Genomic DNA, 23,605 nt, shown 5'->3' on the forward strand with positions numbered 1-23,605 from the left:
ACATCAACACCCCTCAAGTGGATGACGACGAGGTGCTGCTGCTCCGCGTCGAGGGGACATCACCCCTCTCCATGGAGACCGACTTGCACGCCGTCCGGGAGGAGTCGTTACGTGCGGCCCTGTCCCGCAACGTCGATCCCGCGCCTTCATCTGTGCTCGACGTGGAGCTTGATCCCTTCACCCGCAACCGGGTGTCCTTCACGGGTCTACGCTGCCGGGTGCTCGGTACGTTCTACGAGGACGACGTTGACGGGCGCAAGGTGCTTGAATTCGGGGCTGACGTCGACAACTTCTATGCCACGTCGACGTATCGCGTGCTCAAGCCCGTCGGCGAGGGCCTGTCGACCGTTGCTTCTTACCTCAAGCCGACGGGCCGCGAACAGGAGCGGGTCCGGATCGGCGCCGTTCGGTATTCCGCGACGCGACGTCGTGCCAAGACCTCCAACCAGGCAGACGCGGCAGTGGAAGTCAACATCCACGACTTTATCGGCAACAAGACGGCTTTGCTCGGCATGACGCGCATGGGTAAGTCGAACACGGCGAAGACTATCATCGCCCGCACCTTCGTGATATCCGAACGTCAACGAAGAGAGCACGAGGAAGGCGGGCAAGGGAAGGGCCCGATCGGGCAGTTGATCTTCGATCCGCAGGGTGAGTATGCCAACGCCAACACACAGGACGGCACACACATCGCGGCGATCGGCGCAAGACACGTCAGCATCTACAAGTTCGGCGCGGACGGTTCTCAGGCGCACGTGAAGCCGTTGAACATCAACTTCTACTCCGAGAATCAGATCGATGCCGTTCAGGGCCTCATTTCTGAAGCGCTCGGTGGCGACGGTTCTGGATACATCAAGGATTTCGCTGGAACCTCCTACGCTGACGTGCCTGGTGACCGATCAGCGAGCACGCATGCCCAGAGAGCGCGGATGGTGCTCTATGGCGCGCTGATGCGGGCTGGTTTCGATGTCCCGAGCAACTTCCGTGTAAGAACCAACGTGAAGAGCGCTCTTCAGGCAGAGATTATATCGAAGCTCCGTCGAAGGCCATTCACGCAGGCGGGCCAGACTGCGAACTTCGTAACGATCGGTGGTGATGACCTGGAAGCGGTTGTCGACACGATCATCGAGTTGCGGAGCGGGGGCAGCCAGGACGCCGCGGACTTCACCAAGGACGTGCGGTGGAAGAGCGTCGAGCCCATTTTCACCACGCAGAGTGGTGGCCGTAGGGTTCGAGGCTGGCGTAACCTCAACCCGCTACGCCCTTTCCACAGCCCGCTCACCCAGAAGGACCCGGCACTCGAGATCTACGACGAGCTCGTCGACGGTCGCATCGTCATTGTCGACCTGCATGTCGGCGCCGAGGCCGTCACGAAGGCCCTCAGCGAGGACATTACTCGTCGCCTCCTCGCCAAGCAGACCGAGGTGTTCACCTCCGGCAAGGAGCCGCCGCGTATCCAGGTCATGCTCGAAGAGGCGCACAACCTCTTCGCTTCCGAGCGGTACAAGGACGACCTCGACGTCTGGGTCAAGCTCGCAAAGGAGGCGAGCAAGCTCAACCTCGGCATGACTTACGCCACCCAGGAAGTGTCGGGTGTCGCGCACCAGGTCAAGGCGAACACCGCTAACTGGGTGGTCGCTCACCTGAACAACACTACTGAGGTCAACGAACTCGCCAAGTTCTATGACTTCCGATCGTTCAAGGATGCGATCATCGCCGCCGAGGATCGGGGCTACGTACGGCTCAAGACCCTTTCGTCGCCCTACATCGTGCCGGTCCAGATCGACCGCTATGATGTCGAGCTTGTCAACCAGGCGCGTGCCTCCGCGGGTGACCCGCCGCTCGCTCCGTCGGAGTCGTCCTGATGCCCTACGAAACCATCTCAGGTTCCTACGAGATTGCCTCGCGGTTGGCTCACTCGACTGCGGCCGTCCGGGCACTCGCCGATTCGCGAACGTTCCACGTCCCGGCCGAGGCACTGCGAGACGCCGAAGACCTCCGAAGGAAGGTGCGACGCCGCGCCGACTTCGTGTTTCCGGACAAGGACGTCCGGCTCATGGCTGCTCTCGCTATCGACGGCTCCTACGTCGTCGAGCGCATCCGCGACGGGCTGCCGTCTGTCCTGTACGGGTTCGCACAGACGGCGGCTGCTTTTGTTGACCTAACCATCATGGAGACCCAACGTGCCGAGCGGTTCGTCGATCCGTATGAGATCGAACGCGCCATGAACACGGCTCTCGTGACTCTTGACCTACCTGTAGCGGGTGCGTACACGCGAGAGGGAGTGGATATCACGACCTCATGGCGCGAGTCGATCGATCATTTGTTCCGGACAAAGAAGATCGAGGTCAACCGACTCGACCAGTCACTGCTGGATCTGCTTTTCCGTATACATGGGCGGCCAGGCTCGCCGGCGAAAACAGTTCCCGTCAACTGTCCGACGCCCGACTGCAACAAGGACGTGCCCGTACCTCCCGTCGGGCGTAACTGTGGAGCCTGTGACGTGTGGCTGTTTCCGACGGACGCACTCCGGATTCACGAGGAGGTAGGCGAGGAGGGGACCAATCAGTCAGCGCTTGGACGCCTTATGTCCGTGGTCGAGCTCTTGGTACTGGTCGGGCTCGCGACACTCCTGTGGGAGCAGTCGCGCCATGAACTCCTATCGGCTACACTCTTCATCGTCGATGGACCTCTGGCGGTTTACGGGCCGCCTGCGAAACTGCGAGGGCGCGCGCTCGAGTACTTCCAGTCCATGGGCGCGGAAACTCCCGGCCTAGCGCCGTACGTCTGTGGACTTGAGAAGACCGGTGCCATGGTCGATTTCGCGCGACAGCTGGCGCGACATGACGTGTTGGAGCCTGGTCAGCTCATGGTTTGTGACGAAGAGGTTCTCAGCAGGGTAACCAATGCGAGCAACGCCCGAGCGTACGGCAAGGAGACCTACTGGGGTCGAAAGTTCATTTATCGTGCGCTCGACGGACGGGTCGTGGTGCCTACCGTCATGCCCGAATCGGGGGCTCCTTACGATTCCAACGGCGGTAAGCCCGATCCGAAGGACTACCCAACGCTTCCGGCAATTCTGGACGTCATCGATCGCACCGGCTCGTCGATGTACGTCGACGGGATCATCCCCGTCGCGGTCGCCCATGGTAAGGCTGCGTTTCCGATCGGCGTTGGCACCGATGTGCTTCGGCTTGTCGCGGCCCACCGTTTGGGCATCAAGCAGCCCTAGTGCTGCTGCTCGAGCGCCTTTGCTGCCGTGTCGGAAAGGATCATCAACTCGCGCGCCATCTCGCGGCGATGAGCTGAGTAGTGCAAGTCAAATTCAAGGATCATGCGATCTGCGTACATGGCTTCGATATCCTGTGCCATGTCATAGGTCAGTACCCAGTTCGTTTCCGCACGTTCGTTTAGGAAAGTCGCCAGTCTTACGTGCTGATCGTCATTGAATGAGTTGAGGTAGAGAAGGCTGCCCTTCGCGTAGTAGGGCGGGTCGACGTACGCGAAGACGTTCGGCTTCGGCAGCCAATGGCGTAGCCGCGCAACACCGTCCTGGTGAGTCACGGACACCTTGGAGCGGTGCTCGGCCAGGGTCTCGATCCTTGCCCGTAGCGTCTGACGATTGAAGCGAGCATCCATCTTGTAGGCCCCGGATTGGCTCAATCCCCCAATGATACCGCCTCGCAGAACACCGGAACGGTTCGTCCGATTGAGGTAGAAGGTGGCGAAGCCGAGGTCGAGCGTGTCGATGGTTGGGTCCTCCCGCGCCCGGTATACCTCGCGTTGGCGCTTCCACTCGTCGACGGTGAGGGGTGTCGTCTCCAATCGCTGGAGGAACGCGTCCGTCTCGTTGAGCATCGAGATCCACATGGAGTAGATCGACTTGTCCAAGTCATTGATGACGACCCGGCTGACCGCGTCTCGATACAGGAGATCGAGCCCCGCGCCTGCACCACCGGCGTAGGGCTCGACGTAGGTCGGCCTGTCCAGCCCGAGTGCGGCGATGGCGGACTCGAAGAACCCGGCGAGAGATGCCTTTCCACCCGGGTAGCGAAGCGGGCTCGGACTTGAGCGTCTGCGTGCGACGACACCCATCACGCGCCTCACCTCTTCCGTCGCCGTGCCCAAGACGTGCTGCCACACCCTATCCAGTAGCCCCGACGGTCCGTATTCGATCCACCGCTCGGCGGACCACGGCGGCCGGCAGTGTCGGCACCGGGTGGCAGGCTGGAGCAATGGGTGAGGTCCTGAGCCGGTTCTCCGAGGCCACGCAGGCGTGGTTCCGGGGCAGCTTCCCCGCGCCCACGCCCGCCCAGGCCGGGGCCTGGGAGGCGATCTCCACGGGCCGGCACTGTCTCGTGGTCGCGCCGACCGGCTCGGGCAAGACTTTGGCGGCCTTCCTGTGGGCCATCGACCGGATGGCGCGCGAGCCGGTGCCCGACGACCGGACGGCGCGGTGCCGGGTGCTCTACATCTCGCCGATGAAGGCGCTCGGGGTCGACGTCGAGCGCAACCTGCGCGGCCCGCTCGTCGGCATCGGCCACGCCGCGACCCGGCTCGGGCTGCCGGTCCCGGACATCGCCGTGGCGGTGCGCTCCGGGGACACGCCTGCCACCGAGCGCCGGGCCTTTGCGCGGGCGCCCAGCGACATCCTCATCACCACGCCGGAGTCGCTCTTCCTCATGCTCACCTCGTCGGTCCGCGAGGCCCTCCGCGGGGTCGAGACCGTCATCGTCGACGAGATCCACGCCGTGGCCGCCACCAAGCGCGGGGCGCACCTTGCACTCTCGCTCGAACGGCTCGATGCCCTGCTGCGCCAGCCCGCCCAGCGGGTCGGCCTGTCGGCGACGGTCCGGCCGGTCGAGGAGGTCGCCCGTTTCCTCGCCGGTGGGCGGCCGGTCGAGATCGTCCAGCCGGAGTCGCTCAAGGCCTGGGACCTGCGCGTCGTCGTGCCCGTCCCCGACCTGGCCGAGCTCGGCTCGGCGGTGGTGGAGATCGAGCCCGGGATGCCCGACCTGTCGGGGCCGGCCACCGGTCCGCTACCTCGGGCGAGCATCTGGCCGCACGTCGAGGAGCGCATCGTCGACCTGGTCGCGGCGCACCGCTCCACGCTGGTGTTCGCCAACTCCCGCCGTCTCGCCGAGCGGCTGACCGCCCGGCTCAACGAGATCTGGGACCAGCGCCAGCAGGAGTATGCCGCCCAGCCGGCGGGCGCGGGAGGCGACCTCCGCACGGGGCGGGCTGAGCGGCATACCGTATCGGGGCCACCGGCGCAGGTCATGGCGCAGTCGGGAGCCAGCCGCGGCGCGCCGGGCGTGCTCGCCCGGGCTCACCACGGGTCGGTCAGCAAGGAGGCGCGGGCCGCGATCGAGGACGACCTAAAGGCCGGCCGACTGCCCGCAGTGGTCGCGACGAGCAGCCTCGAGCTCGGCATCGACATGGGCGCGGTCGACCTGGTCATCCAGGTCGAGAGCCCGCCGTCGGTGGCCAGCGGCCTGCAGCGGGTCGGCCGGGCAGGCCACCAGGTCGGCGCGGTAAGCCGGGGCGTGCTGTTCCCGAAGTTTCGCGGCGACCTGGTGCAGACGGCGGTGGTCGTGGAGCGGATGCGGGCCGGCGGCATCGAGGCATTGCACGTGCCGGCCAACCCGCTCGACGTGCTGGCCCAGCAGGTGGTGGCCATGTGCGCGCTCGACGAGTGGACCGTCGAGGGGATCGAGACACTCGTGCGGCGGTCGGCGAGCTTCGCCGGCCTGCCGCGGTCCGTGCTCGAGGCCACCCTCGACATGCTCGCTGGCCGGTACCCGAGCGACGAGTTCGCCGAGCTGCGCCCGCGCATCGTCTGGGACCGGATCGCCGGCACCGTCACCGGGCGTCGCGGGGCGCAGCGGCTCGCGGTGACCAGTGGCGGCACGATCCCCGACCGGGGCCTGTACGCCGTCTTCCTCGCCTCGGGGGAGGGACCGGGTCGCCGGGTCGGCGAGCTCGACGAGGAGATGGTCTACGAGTCGCGGGTCGGCGACGTCTTCACCCTCGGCACCTCGAGCTGGCGGATCGAGGACATCACCCACGACCGGGTCCTCGTCACCCCGGCACCGGGTCAGCCGGGGCGGCTGCCGTTCTGGAAGGGCGACGCCGCGGGGCGGCCGGCCGAGCTCGGCCGCGCGGTGGGCGAGTTCGTGCGTGAGGTCGCCGGTCTCGGGGGCGAGGCAGCACGCGAGCGCGTCGCGACTGCGGGCCTGGACGAGTGGGCGGCCGACAACCTGCTCGCCTACCTCGCCGAGCAGCGCACCGCGACCCGGCACGTTCCGGACGACCGGACGATCGTCGTCGAGCGGTTCCGCGACGAGATCGGCGACTGGCGGGTCGCGGTGCTCTCGCCGTTCGGCAGCCAGGTGCACGCCCCGTGGGCGTTGTGCGTCGCGGCGCGGATGCGCGAGCGGTTCGGCGTCGACGTGCAGGCGATGCACGGCGACGACGGCATCGTCTTCCGGCTGCCCGACCTCGAGCTCGACGACGACGTGCTCTCGGACGACGCTGACGGGGGCGTCGGGGGGCGCCGACGGTCCGCGACGGCGGTCGGTCGCCAGCTCGTCGAGCTGGTCACCCTCGACCCGGAGGACGTCCAGGAGCTCGTCACGGCCGAGATCGGCGGATCGGCTTTGTTCGCAGCGCGGTTCCGCGAGTGCGCGGCCCGGTCCCTGCTCCTGCCGCGCCGCCGGCCCGACCGCCGCCAGCCGCTCTGGCAACAGCGACAGCGTGCGGCGCAGCTGCTGCAGGTGGCCAGCCAGTACCCGTCGTTCCCGATCGTCCTCGAGACCGTCCGCGAGTGCCTCCAGAACGTCTTCGACGTGCCGGGCCTGGTTGCGCTCATGGGCGAGATCCGTTCTCGCGCAGTCACGGTCGTCGACGTCGAGTCGGCCGAGCCGAGCCCCTTCGCGAAGTCGCTCGTCTTCGGGTATGTCGCCCAGTACCTCTACGAGGGCGACTCGCCGCTCGCGGAGCGCCGGGCCGCTGCCCTGGCCCTCGACCCGTCCCTGCTGTCCGAGCTGCTCGGTCAGGGCGAGGCGCTCGCGCTGCGCGACCTGCTCGACCCGCAGGCGATCGCCCGCACCGAGGCCGAGCTGCAGCGGCTCACGCGGGAGCGTGCCGCGCGTGACGACGAGGACCTCGCCGACCTGCTGCGGGTGCTCGGTCCCCTGGCGTCGACCGACGTCATCGCCAGGGTCGCGGACGGCTTCGAGACCGCCGCGGTGGGGGCGGCGCTGCGTTCGCTGGAGGCGGCCCGCCGCATCATCGCGGTGCGGGTCGCCGGTGAGGAGCGCTGGGCGGCGGTCGAGGACGCCGGGCGGCTGCGCGACGCGCTCGGCACCGCGCTGCCGGTCGGCATCCCGTACGCCTTTCTCGAGCCGGTCACCGACCCGTTGGGCGACCTCGTCGCGCGGTTCGCCCGCACCCACGGGCCGTTCACCGCGATCACGGCCGCGCGGTGGTTGGGGGTCGGGCCGGCCGTGGTCCACGACGCCCTGCGCCGGCTCGTCTCCGTGGGGCGCGTCGTCGAGGGCGAGCTGCTCCCGGTCGAGAACGGCGGTGGCCGCGGGCCGGAGTTCTGCGACGCCGAGGTGCTGCGGCTGCTGCGCCGCCGTTCCCTGGCGGCGCTGCGGCACGAGGTCGAGCCGGTCACCCAGCGCGACCTGGCCCGCTTCCTGCCCCGGTGGCAGGGCGTCGGCGGCGGGCTGCGCGGCCGCGAGGGCCTGCTGCGCGCCGTCGAGCAGCTCACCGGCGCGGTGCTGCCGGCCAGCGCCCTCGAGACGCTCGTGCTGCCGGCCCGGGTCGCCGGCTATCACCCCGGCCTGCTCGACGAGCTGACCAGCGCGGGTGAGGTCAGCTGGCGCGGGCACGGCTCGCTGCCCGGCGACGACGGCTGGGTCAGCCTGCACCTGGCCGAGACGGCCCACCTGACCCTGCCGCCGCCCGACGACCGGGAGCCGACCGAGCCGGAGCGCGCGGTGCTCGCCCAGCTGTCCGGTGGCGGGGCCTGGTTCTTCCCGGCGCTGGCCGAGCGGCTCGGGCTGGACGACGGGCAGGTGCTCGAGGCGCTCTGGTCGCTCGTCTGGTCCGGGCACGTCACCGGCGACACGATCGCGCCGCTGCGCGCGCTGCTGGCCGGTGGCCGCACCGCCCACAAGCGGGTTCCCACCCCGCGCACCACCCGGTATGCCGCCGGACGCCGCTCGCTCGGCCGGTTCGGTTCGTTGCGGGCGGGCTGGGGCACCCCTGGTGGGTCGGGGGCGGTGGGTGCCGGTGGTGCCGGCGGTCCGGGGGGGCGGTCCGTCGAGGACGCGGCTGTCGAGGCTGCGGGAGACGTGGACGTCCAGGGCGCGCAGCGGCGGGCGCGGGCGGCGAGCCTGCGGGCCGGCCGGGACGCTGCGCGCTCGGTTCCCCCGACCGGGGTCGGACGGTGGTCGGCGCTGCCCGCATCCGAGACCGAGCCGACCCTGCGCGCCGTCACCGACGCCGAGCTGCTGCTCGACCGCTACGGCGTGCTGACCCGAGGCGCGGTCACGGCCGAGGAGGTGCCCGGCGGGTTCGCCGCGATATACCGGGTGCTGGCCGCCGCCGAGGAGGCCGGCAAGGTCCGGCGGGGCTACTTCGTCGAGTCCCTGGGGGCGTCCCAGTTCGCGGTGCCGGGCGCCGTCGACCGGCTGCGGTCCCTGGCCCGGCTGCCGGACGACCCGCGGCCGGGCGCGGGTCCTGCCATCGACGCTGCGGCCGGCCCGACCGGTCCCCGGGCAGGGCCTCCCGTCGGGAGCGCTGTGGCGGACCTGGCCGACCCCTGGGCGGGGCGTGCGGTCGGCGCCGGGGTGGGCGGCATACGGGACGGGCCCGGCCCTGCGCTGGTGCTGGCCGCGCACGACCCCGCGAACCCGTACGGTGCGGCACTGCCCTGGCCCGAGCGCCCGACGGCCGACCCGGCCGACCCGGCCGACGAGGGGGGCCGGCGCAAGGGGCACCAGCCGGCGCGCAAGGCCGGGGCGCTGGTCGTGCTCGTCGACGGCGCGCTCGTCCTCTACGTCGAGCGGGGCGGGCGCACGATGCTCTGCTGGTCCGACGACCCGGCCGAGCTGCAGGCGGCGGCCGACGCGCTGGCGCTGTCGGTGCGCGAGGGCGCGCTGGGGCGGCTCACCGTCGAGAAGGCCGACGGCACGCCGCTGTTGCGCTCGGACCACCCTCTCGTGCAGGCGCTTTCGCAGGCGGGCTTCCACATGACGCCGCGCGGGCTGCGGCTGCGTCGCTGAGCCTCGGGGCCGGCGGCTCGGGCGGGCACGGGGTGGGCGCATGCCTGCTTCCTCGGGGCGTGGTCGCACCTGGGAGCGCGAGACTGGACGCACCGGGGGCCGGAAGGCGCGGCCCGCCGGCCCGAAGGAGGGGCAATGCCCGAGGGTGACACCGTGTGGCGGACCGCGCAGCGGCTGCATGCCGCGCTGGCCGGGGCTCCGGTCGTCACCGCCGACCTGCGCTGGCCCGGCCTGTCCACGGCAGACCTGCGCGGCCGGGTCACGCTCGAGGTCGTGAGCCGGGGCAAGCACCTGCTGCATCGCATGCAGGGCGGGCTGACGCTCCACTCGCACCTGCGCATGGAGGGCGCATGGCGGATCGAGGCGACCGCCACCCTGAAACCGGGATGGCTCCGCTCGCCCGAGCTGCGAGCCCTGGTCGCGACCGCCGACTGGACCGCGCTCGGCCTGCGGCTCGGCGAGCTCGACCTGGTGTCGACGGCCCGCGAGTCGGAGCTGATCGGGCATCTCGGCCCTGACCTGCTCGGCCCGGACTGGGACGCGGCGGCGGCAGCGCGGTGCGTCGCCAACCTGCAGACCAGCCGGGTCCCGGTGGCCGCGGCGCTGCTCGACCAGCGCAACCTGGCCGGGCTCGGCACGATCTGGACGGCCGAGACACTGTTCGCCGAGCGGATGAGCCCGTGGGCGGACGCTTCAGGGATCGAGCAGGACGTCCTGGCGTGTGTCGTGCTTCGGGCGCACGACCTGCTCGACAGGTCGCGCCGGCATGTGGTGCCGTCGTCGACCGGGTCGCAGCGCCGGGGTGAGTCGATGCGCGTCTACGGGCGTAGTGGGCGAGCGTGCCGGCGGTGCGGCACGACGGTCCGGGTGGCACCGCTCGGCGTGGGCCGGCTCGACCGGCTGATCTGCTACTGCCCCGGCTGTCAGGGTGGGCTCGGCCCGACGGACGACGGCCGCAGGCAGGGGCCGCTCGGCTCCCACGGGTCCTGAGGGGTCGGCACCCTTGCCCTGACCGGGTGGGCACCCGGTGGAGCGGGCGCTTGCGCCCGGGTCGAGAGGGCACCGGGACGACGGTTCACACCCTGGTCCGACGGCCGGACACGATCGCGATCGCTGCGATCACGGCCAGCACCGCCCACATGAGAGCGAAGACGTGCACGTCCGAGCCGTGCGGATCGTGCAGGCCTGCGAAGACCGCACCCGACAGCGAGATGCCGAGGACCGCTCCGAGCACGTCCGAGAGGTTGAGCGACGAGCTGGCCCGGCCGTGCTCCTCGACGGGGCTGAGCGCAAGCGTCAGGACCGAGGTCGACGACGTCGCGATCCCCATGGCCAGGCCCATCAGGACCGAACCCGCCGCGAGCACCAGCCAGTGCAGGCCCGCGGCCGCCACGACGGCCATCAGGGCGATGCCGCCGGCCAGGCAGGCGCCACCGGCGGTCACCAGCTCGGTCTTGCGGTCGGCCAGAGTCTGGTTGCCCTGCACCCAGGAGCCGGCCGACCAGCCGAGCGCCCCGATCGTGAGCACCGCCCCGGCGAGCGTCGGAGAGAGGCCGCGCTCGGCCACGAGCATGAGCGGCACGAAGGCCACCGCCCCGTTGAAGGTCCCGCTGAGCAGCAACCGGCTCAACATCGTCGCGGGCAGACCGCGCCAGATCCGCAGGGTCCCGCGGGGCGCGAGGCGTGGGTAGACCGCGACGACGCCGACGAGTCCGACCAAGGTCGCGCCGAGTGCTACCGGGCTGAACGGGACGAGCCGCTCGGCACCGACCTGGAACAGCCCGGCGGCGACCGCGATGGCCAGCCCCAGCCAAGCGACCCGGCGTTCGGCCGCCAGGTCAGCCGGGGCCGTCGTCTCCCGGAGGACCGCCCCGTCGAGGGCCGAGCGTTGCTGCACCACGATGACGAAGGTCGCGGTGACCGGGACGAGGACGACGAGGAACACCCAGCGCCACGAGAACGTCGTGGTGAGCCATCCCGCGATCGGCGGGCCGACCAGTGAGGGCAGCACCCACGCCGCCGAGGTCCAGCTGAAGACCCGCGGGCGCACCGCTGCCGGGTAGACCCGCCCGGTGACCACGTACAGGGCCACGACGTTGAGCCCGGCCCCGAGGCCCGCCACCGCCCGGCCGACGAGCAGCACCGCGAACGACCCGGCGAGACCCGCGACGACACACCCGAGCGCGAACAGCAGCTGCCCCACGAAGAGCACCTGGTACGGCCCCCGACGGTCGCACCACAGCCCGGACAGCACGGTCCCGAGCAGCTCGGCGGTCAGCATGATCGAGAAGGCCAGGCCGTACGACTTGACGGCGTGCAGGTCGGCGGCGACGACGGGCATCGCGGTGGAGATCGCCATCGCCTCGAACGCGATGATCGTGATGAGCGCGATGACGGCGACCGTGACCAAGCGGTACGGCGCCGACAGCGGGCCGGGCGCACGCGACCCGCGCGCCCCCGCTCGGTCCTGGTCGCGGGTGGTCACCCGGTCACGCTACCCAGCGGGGCGAGTGCCGGAGCGCGCGCGTCGGCCGGCCCACCGACAACCGGACCGTGGCCCGAAAGTATGCGGAGCCAGGCGGACGTCACGTGGGTACCCCACGCGCCAGCTCCGGCCCCGCGCACCCTATCGGAATCCGCTTGGGAAATGGGTGGTGCGAGCCGTCCTTTTCGTGATTTCCGATGGGTTTCCAGGGCCACCGACCCTTCGTTGACCCGGTCGCAATCGCGCTGCTACGGTCCCGCACATCTCGGAGCCCGCAATCCTTGTGCGCTCCCCGAACAGAAGGTGGTGTGCCAGTGGAATGGCGCAGAACCGGAGCCGTCACCATTGCCGCCGCCATGAGCCTCACGGGGCTCGGCGCGGTCAACGACAGCAGGGCCCTACCGCAGAACAGCCCTGTCGTACAACCACTGAAGGCATCCTCGGTGCCGACCCCGAAACAGTTCTTCGGTTTCGAGATGGGAGCAGAAGGAAAGCTGGCCGCGTTCGGCCCCATCAAGCAGTACCTCTCGCTGCTGGCCGACGGCTCGCCGAACCTCGAGTACGAGGTCGTCGGCAAGACCACCGAGGGTGAGGACTTCCCGGTCCTGCGGGTCAGCTCACCGGTGAACCTGAGCCGGCTGGACCACATCCTGGACGTGAACCGGCGCCTGGCCGACCCCGCGCAGATGCAACGGGAGGCCGACCGGGCCGGCCAGTCCCGCGACGAGTACGCCCGCAACCTCGCGGCGACGAGCGTGCCGGTGTACTACATCGAGGCCGGGATCCACTCGACCGAGGTGGGCAACACCCAGGCCCTGATGGACGTCGCCTACCGCTTCGCGACCGACCGGTCCGCGCCGATCCAGAACATCCTCGACAAGATGCTCATCCTGATCGTGCCCTCGCAGAACCCGGACGGCCACAACAAGGTGATCGACTACTTCAACGAGACCGCCGGAACGGACTTCGCGCGGGTCTTCCCGGACCTGTACCAGAAGTACGTCGGACACGACGACAATCGCGACTGGTTCATGTTCACCCAGAAGGAGACCAAGATCCGCGTGGGGCTGGAGCAGAAGTACCGGCCAGTGGTGCAGCATTACATGCACTGGGCCGGCACGAACAGCCCGAGAATCTGGTCCCCGCCCTGGGACGAGCCGATGTCGCCGACCCTGGACCCGCTCATCATCGCCTCGTCCAACAGCATCGGCCAGGCCGCCAACCGCGACCTGGCCGCCGCCGGCAAGACCGGGGCCAAGACCGACGACGCCTACGGCATCATGTGGAACGCCGACGTCATGGGGTACTCCACCTTCCAGGGCACCAGCACCTGGCTCACCGAGGTGGCCGCGGTCAAGGACCTGGCCTACACCTTCACCTCGGACCAGGTGCTGAACCCGTCGGTTGCCACGATGCGCTCCCCGCTGCCGTACGACCAGAAGAGCTGGACCCTCAAGCAGACCGTCGACTACGCCAAGACGGCACTGTTCTCCGGCCTTGAGACGGTGGCCGGCAACCCGCAGCAGTGGCTCTACAACAACACCTACCTGGTCAACAGCCACAGCGAGACGTGGGCCGGCGGACCGTACGCCTACGTCATCTCCGGCAACCAGCGCGACCCCTACGCGATGTACGACCTGCTGCGCGTGCTCGACTTCGGCAAGGCCCGGATCGAGCAGAGCACAGCGGCGTTCACCGCCGGGAGCACGCGCTACCCCCGGGGATCCTGGATCCTGCGGACCGACCAGCCGATGGGCCGGTGGATCGACCAGCTCCTGCGGATCGACGAGTACCCCGACTCGGCCCGCAAGTGCGACACCTGCCCGCTGATCCTGCCCTACAGCGAGACGACCGACAACCTCGGCCTGCTGCTCGGCGTGGACGTGGACGCGATCAAGGATGAGCTGACCGTGGGCACCCGGCAGGTGAGCGGCATCGAGCCGGTCGCACCCGAGTTCCCTCGCGATCCCGGCCGTCGAGGGGCATACGTGCTCAGCCCCACCTCCTACGGCCTCGGCAAGGTCATCACCGTCCTGGAGGACGCCAACGTGCCGACCTTCCGGGCCAAGGCCCGGTTGGCGGTGCTCGGCCGCACCCTGCCCCCCGGCGCGGTCCTCGTCCCGGCGACTCCCGAGGTGCGTCGGGTGCTGCGCACGGCCAGCGCCGAGACCGGGCTGCCCGTGTACACGGTCGCGCGGATCCCCAAGGTCAAGGCGCTCAAGCTGAAGCAGACCACCCGCGTCGGCCTGGTCCGCGGTGCCAACAACATGCCCGGCGGCTGGCTGATGTGGATGTTCGAGCAGTACGGCGTCGACTACCAGGTCGTCGGGGCCGACGACTACGACGGCCTGGCCAAGAAGTACGACACCATCGTGCTGGCTCCCGGCGTCTCCACCCGGACCCTCACCCAGGGGCTGGACCCGGCCCGGTACCCCGACCGGTTCCACTGGGCCCGCGGAGTCCCCGACGCCCCGGCGAAGCTGGCGCAGTTCGTCAAGGACGGCGGCAACCTGGTAGCCCTCGGTTCGGCCTCCGAGACGGCGCGCACCGCGCTGGACCTGCCGTTGCAGAACGTCACCCCGACGGACCGCAGCACCTTCACCATCCCCGGGGCGCTGTTGAAGCAGCGGTTCAACAGGCAGGCCCCCGCGGCCTGGGGCATGCCCGCCGAGTGGCCGGTGTGGTACAACAACGACCCGGCCTACCGGCTCACCGGGACCGCCCAGGTCGCCGCCGCCTACCCCGACACCGACGGACTGCTCGTCAGCGGGTACGCGCGCGGCGACTCGGCGCTGAAGGGAGCCACCAACGTGGCCAGCTTCGACGTCGGCAAGGGGCACGTCACCGTCGCCGGCGGGCACATCACGTTCCGGACCTGGCCCCGTGCCACCTGGACGGTGGTCACCAACGCCATCTACAACGGCGCCGCAGCGAGCCTGAACCCGGCCCAGCTGCAGCGGTCCATGCAGTAGCCCGCCCCAGCCTGCGACGACGCAGGTCCTGCACGCCGGCCGGCCCCGGGACCCGACGCCCGGGGCCGGCCGCAGCCCTGCTCGGGCCCAACCCTGTCCGACCCGACCTGCACCGCGCGGTAGCCGGACCGCCCCAGCTCAGGCCGGCGCCACGCTCGGCGGGATCCGCCGGATGTCCGGTGCGGCCAGCCGTTCGGCATTCGCCTCGGAGTCCTCCAGCTCCTCCTGCGACTCGCGCTCGGCGGCGACCCGCGCCAGGTAGGCGGCCACCTCGCTCGCGACCCGCGCCTCGTCCCACGCCAGGATCGGCGCGACGACGTGCGCCGCCGGCGCGGCGGAGTCGACCCCCCGGCTCGGCGACTCGATCGAGACCCGGGTGCGCCGGGTCAACAGGTCGTCCAGGTGCAGCGCGCCCTCGTGGCTGGCGCCGTACGCGATCTCGGCCAGCAGGTACTGCTCGGCGCCGGGCAGCCCGCCCAGCAGCGCCGGGTCGCCGTCGGCCAGGGCCAGCACCTCGTCGACGAGCGTGCCGTAGCGCTCGACCAGGTGGGTGACCCGCCACACCGGCAGCCGACGCGCCTCGGCGATCCGCTCGACCCGGTTGAGCAGCGCGGGGTACCCCTCGGCGCCGACCAGCGGGATGTCCTCGGTGACACTGTCGGGCACGTCGGCCCCCAGGTCCGCCCGCGCGGCGTCGACGGCGTCGGCGGCCATGACCCGGTAGGTCGTGTACTTCCCGCCCGCGACCGAGACGAGGCCCGGTTGCGGGCGCGCCACCGCGTGCTCCCGGGACAGCTCGGTGGTGTCCTCGTCCTCCCCGGCGAGCAACGGTCGCAGCCCGGCGTAGACGCCCTCGATGTCGGCATGGGTGACCGGTTCGCGCAGCACGGTGGCCAGCCGGTCGAGCAGGTAGTCGATGTCGGCGCGGGTCGCCGCCGGGTGGGCGAGGTCGAGCTCCCAGTCGGTGTCGGTGGTGCCGATGATCCAGTGGGTCCCCCACGGGATGACGAACAGGACGGACTTCTCCGTCCGCAGGATCAGGCCGGTCTGCGAGTCGATCCGGTCGCGCGGCACGACGATGTGGATGCCCTTGCTGGCCCGCACCGAGAACCGGCCCCGTCCTCCGGCCATGGCCTGGACGGTGTCGGTCCACACCCCGGTGCAGTTGATGACCACGGAGGCGTCGACCGCGACCCGCTCGCCGGTCTCGACGTCCTCGACGACGGCGCCGGTGATCCGCTCGCCCGCGTGCTGCAACGCGACGACACGCGCCGAGCTGAGGACCGTGGCGCCGTACGCCGCCGCGGTCCGGACGGTCGTCAGGGTGTGCCGGGCGTCGTCGGCCTGCGCGTCGTAGTAGAGCAGCCCCCCGGTGAGCGCCTCCCTGCGCAACGCGGGGGCGTGGCGCAGCGCCCCGGTCCGGGTCAGCTGCCGGTGCCGGGGGGTCGAGCGGGCCCCCCCGATCGTGTCGTAGAGCGTGAGCCCGGCTGTCACGTAAGGGCGCTCCCAGCCGCGGCCGGTCAGCGGGTAGAGGAATGGGATGGGTCGCACGAGGTGCGGGGCGATCCGGGTCAACATCAGCTCGCGCTCGCGCAGCGCCTCGCGGACCAGGTCGAAGTTCATCTGCTCGAGGTAGCGCAGCCCGCCGTGGAACAGCTTCGAGGACCGCGAGGAGGTGCCCGACGCGAAGTCCCGCTGCTCGACCAGCGCCACCGACAGCCCGCGCGTCGCGGCGTCGAGCGCCGTCCCTGCGCCCGTCACGCCGCCACCGATGACCAGCACGTCGTGTGGCTGCGACCCGAGCCGTTGCCACGCGGTGGCGCGTTGGTCGGGGCTGAGCGCGACGGGTCGGGTCATGTCGCCAGCCTATGCATGAGCCGGTATACCGCTCACCCCGTCCGGCGCGCCCGCGCAGTGCCTGGCCGCGTCCCCGTCCGCTCCGGCGACACGCGCGTCCCGGTACCGTTCCAGCCATGCCGGCTCAGCGTCATACCGAAACGGGCACCTACGTCGTGGCGATCGACCAGGGCACGACCAGCACGCGGGCCATGGTCTTCGACCACCGCGGCGCTGTCGTGGCCGCCGAGCAGCGCGAGCACCGGCAGCTCTTCCCGCGGCCCGGTTGGGTCGAGCACGACCCGCTCGAGATCTGGCAGAACACCAGGGCGGTGCTCGGCGGCGCCCTCGGCCGGGCCAACCTCAGCGCCGGGGACGTCGCCGCGGTCGGCATCACCAACCAGCGCGAGACGACCGTGGTGTGGGAGCGGGCCACCGGCCGACCGGTCCACAACGCGATCGTCTGGCAGGACACCCGCACCCAGGCGATCTGCGACGACCTCGCGGGCGAGCAGGGACCCCGCCGGTTCGCGGCCACGACCGGCCTGCCGCTGGCCACCTACTTCGCCGGGCCGAAGATCCGGTGGATCCTCGACCACGTCGACGGGGCGCACGCCCGCGCCGAGGCCGGCGAGCTGCTCGCCGGGACGATCGACACCTGGCTGCTGTGGAACCTCACCGGCGGGGCCGAGCGCGGTCTGCACGTCACCGACGTCACGAACGCCTCGCGTACGCTGCTGATGGACCTGCGCACCCTGGCCTGGGACGAGCCGATCGCCGCCGAGCTCGGCATCCCGCCCCGGATGCTGCCCGAGATCCGGTCGTCCGCCGAGGTCTACGGCACGATCCACCCCGGCATCCTCGCCGGCGTGCCGGTGGCGGGCATCCTGGGCGACCAGCAGGCCGCCACCTTCGGCCAGGCCTGCCTCGAGCCGGGGACCGCCAAGAACACCTACGGCACCGGCAACTTCATGCTGCTGAACACCGGCGCCGAGATCGTGCCCTCGAGGCACGGGCTGCTCACGACCGTCTGCTACCGGCTCGGCGCCGCCGCGCCGGTGTACGCCCTGGAGGGCTCGATCGCGGTCACCGGCTCGCTGGTGCAGTGGCTGCGCGACAACCTCGGCCTGATCCGCGACGCCGCCGAGGTCGAGACCCTGGCCGCGACGGTGCCGGACAACGGCGGGGCCTACTTCGTGCCGGCCTTCTCCGGCCTGTTCGCCCCGCACTGGCGTCCGGACGCCCGCGGCGCGCTCGTCGGGCTGACCCGGTTCGTCAACAAGGGGCACATCGCGCGGGCCGCCCTGGAGGCCACGGCGTTCCAGACCCGCGAGGTCCTCGACGCGATGAACGCCGACTCGGGGGTCCCGCTCACCGAGCTGAAGGTGGACGGCGGGATGGTCGCCAATGACATGCTCATGCAGTTCCAGGCCGACCTGCTCGGAGTCGATGTGGTGCGCCCGAAGGTCGCCGAGACGACCGCGCTGGGCGCTGCGTACGCCGCCGGGCTGGCGGTGGGGTACTGGGCCGGTCCCGGCGAGGTGGCCGCCAACTGGGGCGAGGACCGGCGATGGGCGCCCGCCATGGACCCGGTGGAGCGGGACCGGCTCTACCGGCAGTGGGGCAAGGCGGTCGCCCGGACCCTCGACTGGGTCGACGCCGACACGCGCTGAGCGGCCCCACGCCGGCCTGGCTCAAGGTCCGCGCTCGCAGGCCCGGGCGCCGATCGACAGGTCGAGGTGCGGGGCGGCGCCGTCTAGGGTCAGGTCCCGCACGGTCTCAGCGACCCCGGAAGCCGGGGGCCGCGAAGCGCCATCCCCGCCCGAAGGATGTGGCGATGTCGTCCAGGGCCTTGAGCACGGTGCTCGCCGTCAGTGGGGCGGTGGCGCGTGGCCGGGCGGGTAGCTTCGTCGCGGAGGGACTGAACAGGACGGTCGTTGCTCGCCCGGTCATGGTCGACTGCACCCACAGGCCGTCGATCCGGTATGCCTCGAGGATCGCGCGAGCCCAGTTCCGACAGGTGGATCTGGGGCCGTGCATCAAGGAATGGGAGGCGTCGTGACGCAGCAGCCACGCCGCGTCGTCGGAGTACAGCTCGAGCAGGCGCAGCGGGACCCGGGGAACGAACGTCGTGACGTGTGGGTCGCCGGTGTACGGATCGATGCGCTTCGTGGACTGGAAGACCTCCGCGACCGCGGTCCGCAGGTCGGTCGACGCGTAGATGACGCCGCAGTCGGCGTGGAGCCCGACCGGCAGCGGGTGGGGATCCCATCGCATCTTCGTGAGGGGACCGTGGGTCCGGTATTCGTCCCAGCGAGATGGGTGCGGTCCGGAGGTCTTGTGGATCCGCCACAGAAGCTCGGTCGTGGGCCGGATGTCCCCGTCGGTGACGGTCACGGGCGCCGTCGGGGTGGAGGGGTTCTTGGGACTGGTCAGAAGGTGAGCTCCTCGAGGATGCGCGCCACCTTGACCGGGTTGCCGCCCGAGACCAGGTAGTCGACGGGGATGCGCCCACCGAGCTCCTCCGCGGGCGTCGCCATCAGGGCCGCGACATCGAGCGGGTGCTCCTCACCGGTGAGGCGTTCGGTGATGATACCCAACCCTGGAACGACCGTGCCGCCGGCGAACTGCCACCGGTAGTACCGACGGTGACGACCGACCATCGACGACAGCAGTGGCACGGACCTGCGCTTGTGCGACAGCCGAGAGCGGCTGATCCCCAGGTACTGTGCGGCTTGCGACGCCGAGACCGTGGCATCGAGCAGGTCGGCCAGCATCGTCGAGTGCACGGCCATCCGCAGCCCGCGGTCGTCGCGTTCCTGCCAGCGGGCCAGCTGCTCAGGATGCTCCAGGCCCCCGGACTCCTGCAGGTCACGGAGCATCTGCTCCGACACCATCCGGGGGGCCGGGTCCTGTCGCAGGGATCGGGCCAGCTCATGAGCGAAGTCGGCCTCGGTGAGGTCTAGGTCGTACTCGTCGAAGACGTCGGCGATTGTATGGGTCATCGTGCTCAGAACCTTCCAGCAGTCCCTCACATCGTATCGTGGTTGCGCCTGGTTGCGCCTTGGGACGGTGGCGTTCATCGGGACGCACGAGGGGCGGGACGTTCGGCCGGCGAGGTGGCCGCCCGCTGAGCGGGCATGGTGCCCTTGCCTATCCCGTCGACCGCTCCGTCTTCCGGGCCGACTTGCCGGAGCCGGCCGAGCCCTTCGGCGTCTGGTCCGACACCATCACCGTGCCGCCGTCCCGGGCCACCGTGAACAGCCCGACCGCCTCGGCGAGGTCGCTCAGCTTCGCGTAGCCGTAGTTGCGCGAGTCGAAGTCGGGGGCCTGCTTCTGGATGATGCCGCCGACCAGGCTGAGCGGGGCGCGCCCGTCGTCGTCGGACGCGGCGTCGATGGCGGCCCGGAAGAGCCCGACGAGCTGGGCGTCCTTGCGCAGCTGGGCGCCCGTCTGCTTCTTGCGGCCCGGGGTCGCCACGTCGGCGCCCTTGTCCTTGAAGATCTCGGTGTAGATGAACTGGTCGCAGGCGATCACGAACGGGCGCGGGGTCTTCTCCTCGCCGAAGCCGACGACCCGCTTGCCGCCCTCGCGGATCCGGGCGGCGAGCCGGGTGAAGTCGCTGTCACTTGAGACCAGGCAGAACCCGTCGAACGTGTCGGTGTAGAGCAGGTCCATCGCGTCGATGATCATCGCGCTGTCCGTCGCGTTCTTGCCGGAGGTGTAGGCGAACTGCTGGATCGGCTGGATCGAGTAGGCCAGCAGCGTCTCCTTCCACTTGCCGAGGTTCGGCCGGGTCCAGTCCCCGTAGATGCGTTTGACGCTGGCCACTCCGAACCGGCTCACCTCGGCCAGCAGGCCCTCGACTATCGACGGGTCGGCGTTGTCGGCATCGATGAGCACGGCCAGATGGGCGTTGCTCGTGTCGGTCCACGGTGCGCTCGGCATGGCCCCACTCTGCCGTACGGGGCGGGCCGGCGGGGGTCGTGACGGGCCGAATGTATCGACGTACGATGCATCTGTCGGGCTGCGCAAGGTGCGCCGACGATGACATGTCCGCCAGGTCGCCGTGACGAGGATGCCACCCCAGTCGCCCGGCACGGCCTGTTGGAGGGGCCGAGATCATGTCCGGAACAAACGTCATCCACCACGCCGGCGAGACCACCAGTCCGGTCGCCGGCAACGGGGTCGCGCCGCCCGCGCCGGCCACACAGCCGACACCCACCGCGGCCTCGAGCATCGCCGACCCGGCCGCGCTCGGGCTGGCCGCCTTCGCCATGACGACCTTCGTGCTCAGCGTCGTCAATGCCGGGCTCATCCAGTCGGCCGCCACCCCGGTGGTGCTCGGGCTGGCCCTGTTCTACGGCGGCATCGCCCAGCTGTTCGCCGGCATGTGGGAGTTCCGTCGGGGCAACGTCTTCGGCGCGGTCGCCTTCTCGTCGTACGGCGCGTTCTGGCTCTCGTTCTTCTTCTACGTCGACTTCGTCGCCGGCGGCCTGGCCAAGGTCGGCGAGGCCAACGCCGCGACCGGGCTCTTCCTGCTCGCCTGGGCGATCTTCACCGGCTACATGATGATCGCGGCCTTCCGCACCAACATGGCCGTGCTGCTGGTCTTCGTCTTCCTGTTCCTGACCTACGTCGCGCTCGTCATCGGCGCGTGGGGCGGGATCGAGGTCGTCAACAAGGTCGGCGGCTGGCTCGGCATCGTCACCGCGGTCATCGCGTGGTACACGTCCTTCGCGATCGTGCTCAACTCCACCTTCAAGAAGACCCTGCTGCCGCTCGGCCCGCTCGAGTGAGCCACCCACCCGACGCGGGTATGCCGCTGGGCCCGCTCAGCGGCATACCCGCGGGTGAGCTCTCGGATTCATACAGACAAAGGAAGTTTCGCTCATGACCATCAGCCCCGAACTGGACGTGCTGCTCCACGAGACCCGGCGGTTCGCCCCACCACCCGAGCTGAGCGCGCACGCCAACGCGCAGCCCGACATCTACGAGAAGGCGAAGGCCGACCGGCTGGGCTACTGGGCCGACGAGGCCCGCGGCCTGACCTGGGCCAGACCGTGGGACACCGTCCTGCAGTGGGAGCTGCCCTACGCCAGGTGGTTCGTCGGCGGGCAGCTCAACGTCGCCGTCAACTGCGTGGACCGCTGGGTCGAGGCCGGGCACGGCGACCGGGTCGCCTACCACTGGGTCGGCGAGCCCGAGGGCGACACCCGCGACATCACCTACACGCAACTGCAGGACCTGGTCTGCCAGGCCACCAACGCGCTCGTCGAGCTCGGCGTCAAGAAGGGCGACCGCGTCGCGATCTACATGCCGATGATCCCGGAGACCGTCGTCACCATGCTCGCCTGCGCGCGGCTCGGCGCCCCGCACATGGTCGTGTTCGCCGGCTACTCGTCCGAGGCGCTGTCCACCCGCATCCTGGACTGCGACGCCCACGTCGTCGTCACCGCCGACGGCAGCTGGCGCAAGGGCGTCGTCAACCCGCTCAAGCCCGCCGTCGACGAGGCCCTGAAGAGCTGCCCCGGCGTGCGCAACGTGCTCGTCGTTCGCCGCTCCGGACAGGAGGTCGACTGGACGCCCGGCCGGGACGTCTGGTGGCACGAGCTGGTCGACCGGCAGAGCACGCAGCACACGGCCGAGCCGCACGACTCGGAGCACCCGCTGTACATCATGTACACCTCCGGCACGACCGGGAAGCCGAAGGGCGTGCTGCACACCACCGGCGGCTACCTGACGCAGTGCTACTCGACGTGCAAGTACATCTTCGACATGAAGCCGGAGACCGACGTCTTCTGGACCGCCGCCGACATCGGCTGGGTCACCGGGCACTCGTACATCGTCTACGGGCCGCTGGCCAACGGGGTCACCTCGATGCTCTACGAGGGCGCGCCAGACGCCGGCGGCAAGGACCGCTGGTGGCGGATCGTCGAGGACTACAAGGTCACCACGCTCTACACCGCGCCGACCACGATCCGCACGCTGATGAAGTGGGGTGAGCAGTACCCCAAGGACCACGACCTCACCAGCCTGCGCCTGCTCGGGTCGGTCGGCGAGCCGATCAACCCGGAGGCGTGGGTCTGGTACCACGAGAACATCGGCGGCGGCCGCTGCGCCATCGTCGACACCTGGTGGCAGACCGAGAACGGCTGCATCCTGATCACCCCGCTGCCCGGGATCACCTCGACCAAGCCGGGCGCCGCGATGACCCCGTTCCCGGGGATCTCGGCCGACGTCGTGCGCAACGACGGCACCCCGGCCGGCCCGGGCGAGGGCGGGTTCCTCGTCGTCACCGAGCCGTGGCCCTCGATGCTGCGCGGGGTGTGGGGCGACCCGGAACGCTACCAGCGCACCTACTGGGACCGCTTCCCCGGCGTCTACTTCAGCGGCGACGGCGCCAAGAAGGACGACGACGGCGACATCTGGGTGCTCGGCCGGGTCGATGACGTGATGAACGTCTCCGGGCACCGGATCTCCACCACCGAGGTCGAGCACGCGCTCGTCTCGGACACCCACGTGGCCGAGGCTGCCGTCGTCGGCGCGAGCGACCCGACCACCGGGCAGGGCATCGTCGCCTTCGTGACGATCAAGTCCGGTGTGGACACCGAGGGCGATGCCGGTGTGGCCTTGGTCGCCGAGCTGCGCCAGGTCGTGGCCGACCGGATCGGCAAGCTGGCCCGGCCGCGGCAGATCCTGCTGACACCCGAGCTGCCCAAGACCCGGTCGGGCAAGATCATGCGTCGGTTGCTGCTCGACGTGGCCGAGCACCGCACGCTCGGCGACGTGACCACGCTGGCCGACTCGAGCGTGGTCGACATGATCGCCGACAAGATGGCCGCCGAGTCCGGCCCGGTGGCCGCGTCGAAGGGTGCCTGATGCCCGGCGGGGAGCCGGCGCCCGGCGGCTCGGCGCCCGGCCCGGACTCGGCGCTGCAGGTGGTGCGCCGCTGGGAGGACAGCGGCGCCACCTGGCGGGTCCTGTCCCGGGTCGGCGGGCGTCTGCAGCTCTCG

Annotated in this window: 14 protein-coding genes; 8 read left to right on the plus strand and 6 right to left on the minus strand. The window is 70.5% G+C overall.

Translation table 11 applies throughout. From position 1 onward, the window contains the following. Both WMI84_RS08620 and WMI84_RS08625 read left to right on the plus strand, forming a co-directional pair. A partial coding sequence (locus WMI84_RS08620) for a DUF87 domain-containing protein (protein WP_347352210.1) occupies window positions 1-1,865 on the plus strand: 1,865 nt, incomplete at its 5' end. Beyond that, window positions 1,865-3,232, plus strand: coding sequence for a hypothetical protein (locus tag WMI84_RS08625; RefSeq protein WP_347352212.1), 1,368 nt, complete (start codon window positions 1,865-1,867; stop codon window positions 3,230-3,232). The genes WMI84_RS08620 and WMI84_RS08625, both read left to right, overlap by 1 nt. Here WMI84_RS08625 and WMI84_RS08630 read toward each other — a convergent pair. Beyond that, a complete protein-coding gene (locus WMI84_RS08630; protein ID WP_347352235.1) occupies window positions 3,229-4,095 on the minus strand; it encodes a DNA adenine methylase in 867 nt (288 codons plus the stop codon). The two genes, WMI84_RS08625 and WMI84_RS08630, sit on opposite strands and share 4 nt — an antisense overlap. 140 nt (window positions 4,096-4,235) lie before the next feature. Here WMI84_RS08630 and WMI84_RS08635 point away from each other — a divergent pair, with 140 nt between their 5' ends. Continuing rightward, window positions 4,236-9,296 (plus strand): DEAD/DEAH box helicase, encoded by a 5,061-nt coding sequence (locus tag WMI84_RS08635; protein ID WP_347352214.1) that lies wholly within the window; start codon window positions 4,236-4,238, stop codon window positions 9,294-9,296. A 135-nt stretch (window positions 9,297-9,431) separates the two neighbouring features. Then, window positions 9,432-10,286, plus strand: coding sequence for a DNA-formamidopyrimidine glycosylase family protein (locus tag WMI84_RS08640; protein ID WP_347352216.1), 855 nt, complete (start codon window positions 9,432-9,434; stop codon window positions 10,284-10,286). Window positions 10,287-10,371: 85 nt separating this feature from the next. Here the strand turns inward: WMI84_RS08640 and WMI84_RS08645 are convergent, their stop codons facing one another. Further along, on the minus strand, window positions 10,372-11,781 hold the full coding sequence (locus WMI84_RS08645; RefSeq protein ID WP_347352218.1) for an MFS transporter: 1,410 nt from the start codon (window positions 11,779-11,781) through the stop codon (window positions 10,372-10,374). A gap of 443 nt (window positions 11,782-12,224) precedes the next feature. Here WMI84_RS08645 and WMI84_RS08650 point away from each other — a divergent pair, with 443 nt between their 5' ends. Continuing rightward, complete coding sequence (locus WMI84_RS08650) at window positions 12,225-14,753, plus strand: M14 family zinc carboxypeptidase (RefSeq protein ID WP_347352220.1); 2,529 nt, start codon at window positions 12,225-12,227, stop codon at window positions 14,751-14,753. A 138-nt stretch (window positions 14,754-14,891) separates the two neighbouring features. Here the strand turns inward: WMI84_RS08650 and WMI84_RS08655 are convergent, their stop codons facing one another. Beyond that, entirely contained in the window at window positions 14,892-16,610 is a 1,719-nt protein-coding gene (locus tag WMI84_RS08655; protein WP_347352222.1) for a glycerol-3-phosphate dehydrogenase/oxidase, read from the minus strand. 116 nt (window positions 16,611-16,726) lie between these two features. On the opposite strand from WMI84_RS08655, the gene glpK reads away from it, so the two are divergent. Next, entirely contained in the window at window positions 16,727-18,262 is a 1,536-nt protein-coding gene (gene glpK, locus WMI84_RS08660; protein WP_347352224.1) for a glycerol kinase GlpK, read from the plus strand. Between the two features lie 106 nt (window positions 18,263-18,368). Here the strand turns inward: glpK and WMI84_RS08665 are convergent, their stop codons facing one another. The 3 genes from WMI84_RS08665 to WMI84_RS08675 form a co-directional block, all read right to left on the minus strand. Continuing rightward, on the minus strand, window positions 18,369-18,986 hold the full coding sequence (locus tag WMI84_RS08665; RefSeq protein ID WP_347352226.1) for an RES family NAD+ phosphorylase: 618 nt from the start codon (window positions 18,984-18,986) through the stop codon (window positions 18,369-18,371). A 35-nt stretch (window positions 18,987-19,021) separates the two neighbouring features. After that, window positions 19,022-19,594 carry a hypothetical protein gene (locus tag WMI84_RS08670; RefSeq protein WP_347352227.1) on the minus strand — a complete coding sequence of 191 codons (573 nt, stop codon included), beginning with the start codon at window positions 19,592-19,594 and terminating at the stop codon, window positions 19,022-19,024. 148 nt (window positions 19,595-19,742) lie between these two features. Next, window positions 19,743-20,537 (minus strand): NYN domain-containing protein, encoded by a 795-nt coding sequence (locus WMI84_RS08675; RefSeq protein WP_347352229.1) that lies wholly within the window; start codon window positions 20,535-20,537, stop codon window positions 19,743-19,745. A 176-nt stretch (window positions 20,538-20,713) separates the two neighbouring features. Here WMI84_RS08675 and WMI84_RS08680 point away from each other — a divergent pair, with 176 nt between their 5' ends. Continuing rightward, window positions 20,714-21,388 (plus strand): acetate uptake transporter, encoded by a 675-nt coding sequence (locus WMI84_RS08680; protein WP_347352231.1) that lies wholly within the window; start codon window positions 20,714-20,716, stop codon window positions 21,386-21,388. Window positions 21,389-21,482: 94 nt separating this feature from the next. Next, window positions 21,483-23,471 carry an acetate--CoA ligase gene (gene acs, locus WMI84_RS08685; protein ID WP_347352233.1) on the plus strand — a complete coding sequence of 663 codons (1,989 nt, stop codon included), beginning with the start codon at window positions 21,483-21,485 and terminating at the stop codon, window positions 23,469-23,471. The last annotated feature ends 134 nt before the right edge of the window (window positions 23,472-23,605 follow it).

Origin of the sequence: Intrasporangium sp., from assembly GCF_039812505.1 — a bacterium.
Classification (GTDB): domain Bacteria; phylum Actinomycetota; class Actinomycetes; order Actinomycetales; family Dermatophilaceae; genus Intrasporangium_A.

Bases quoted from the DNA above. Each gene is read 5' to 3' on its own strand.
- WMI84_RS08630 (WP_347352235.1), bottom strand. From the start codon at position 4,095: ATGGGTGTCGTCGCACGCAGACGCTCAAGTCCGAGCCCGCTTCGCTAC.
- glpK (WP_347352224.1), top strand. From the start codon at position 16,727: ATGCCGGCTCAGCGTCATACCGAAACGGGCACCTACGTCGTGGCGATC.
- WMI84_RS08625 (WP_347352212.1), top strand. From the start codon at position 1,865: ATGCCCTACGAAACCATCTCAGGTTCCTACGAGATTGCCTCGCGGTTG.
- WMI84_RS08635 (WP_347352214.1), top strand. From the start codon at position 4,236: ATGGGTGAGGTCCTGAGCCGGTTCTCCGAGGCCACGCAGGCGTGGTTC.
- acs (WP_347352233.1), top strand. From the start codon at position 21,483: ATGACCATCAGCCCCGAACTGGACGTGCTGCTCCACGAGACCCGGCGG.
- WMI84_RS08675 (WP_347352229.1), bottom strand. From the start codon at position 20,537: ATGCCGAGCGCACCGTGGACCGACACGAGCAACGCCCATCTGGCCGTG.
- WMI84_RS08670 (WP_347352227.1), bottom strand. From the start codon at position 19,594: ATGACCCATACAATCGCCGACGTCTTCGACGAGTACGACCTAGACCTC.
- WMI84_RS08680 (WP_347352231.1), top strand. From the start codon at position 20,714: ATGTCCGGAACAAACGTCATCCACCACGCCGGCGAGACCACCAGTCCG.
- WMI84_RS08655 (WP_347352222.1), bottom strand. From the start codon at position 16,610: ATGACCCGACCCGTCGCGCTCAGCCCCGACCAACGCGCCACCGCGTGG.
- WMI84_RS08640 (WP_347352216.1), top strand. From the start codon at position 9,432: ATGCCCGAGGGTGACACCGTGTGGCGGACCGCGCAGCGGCTGCATGCC.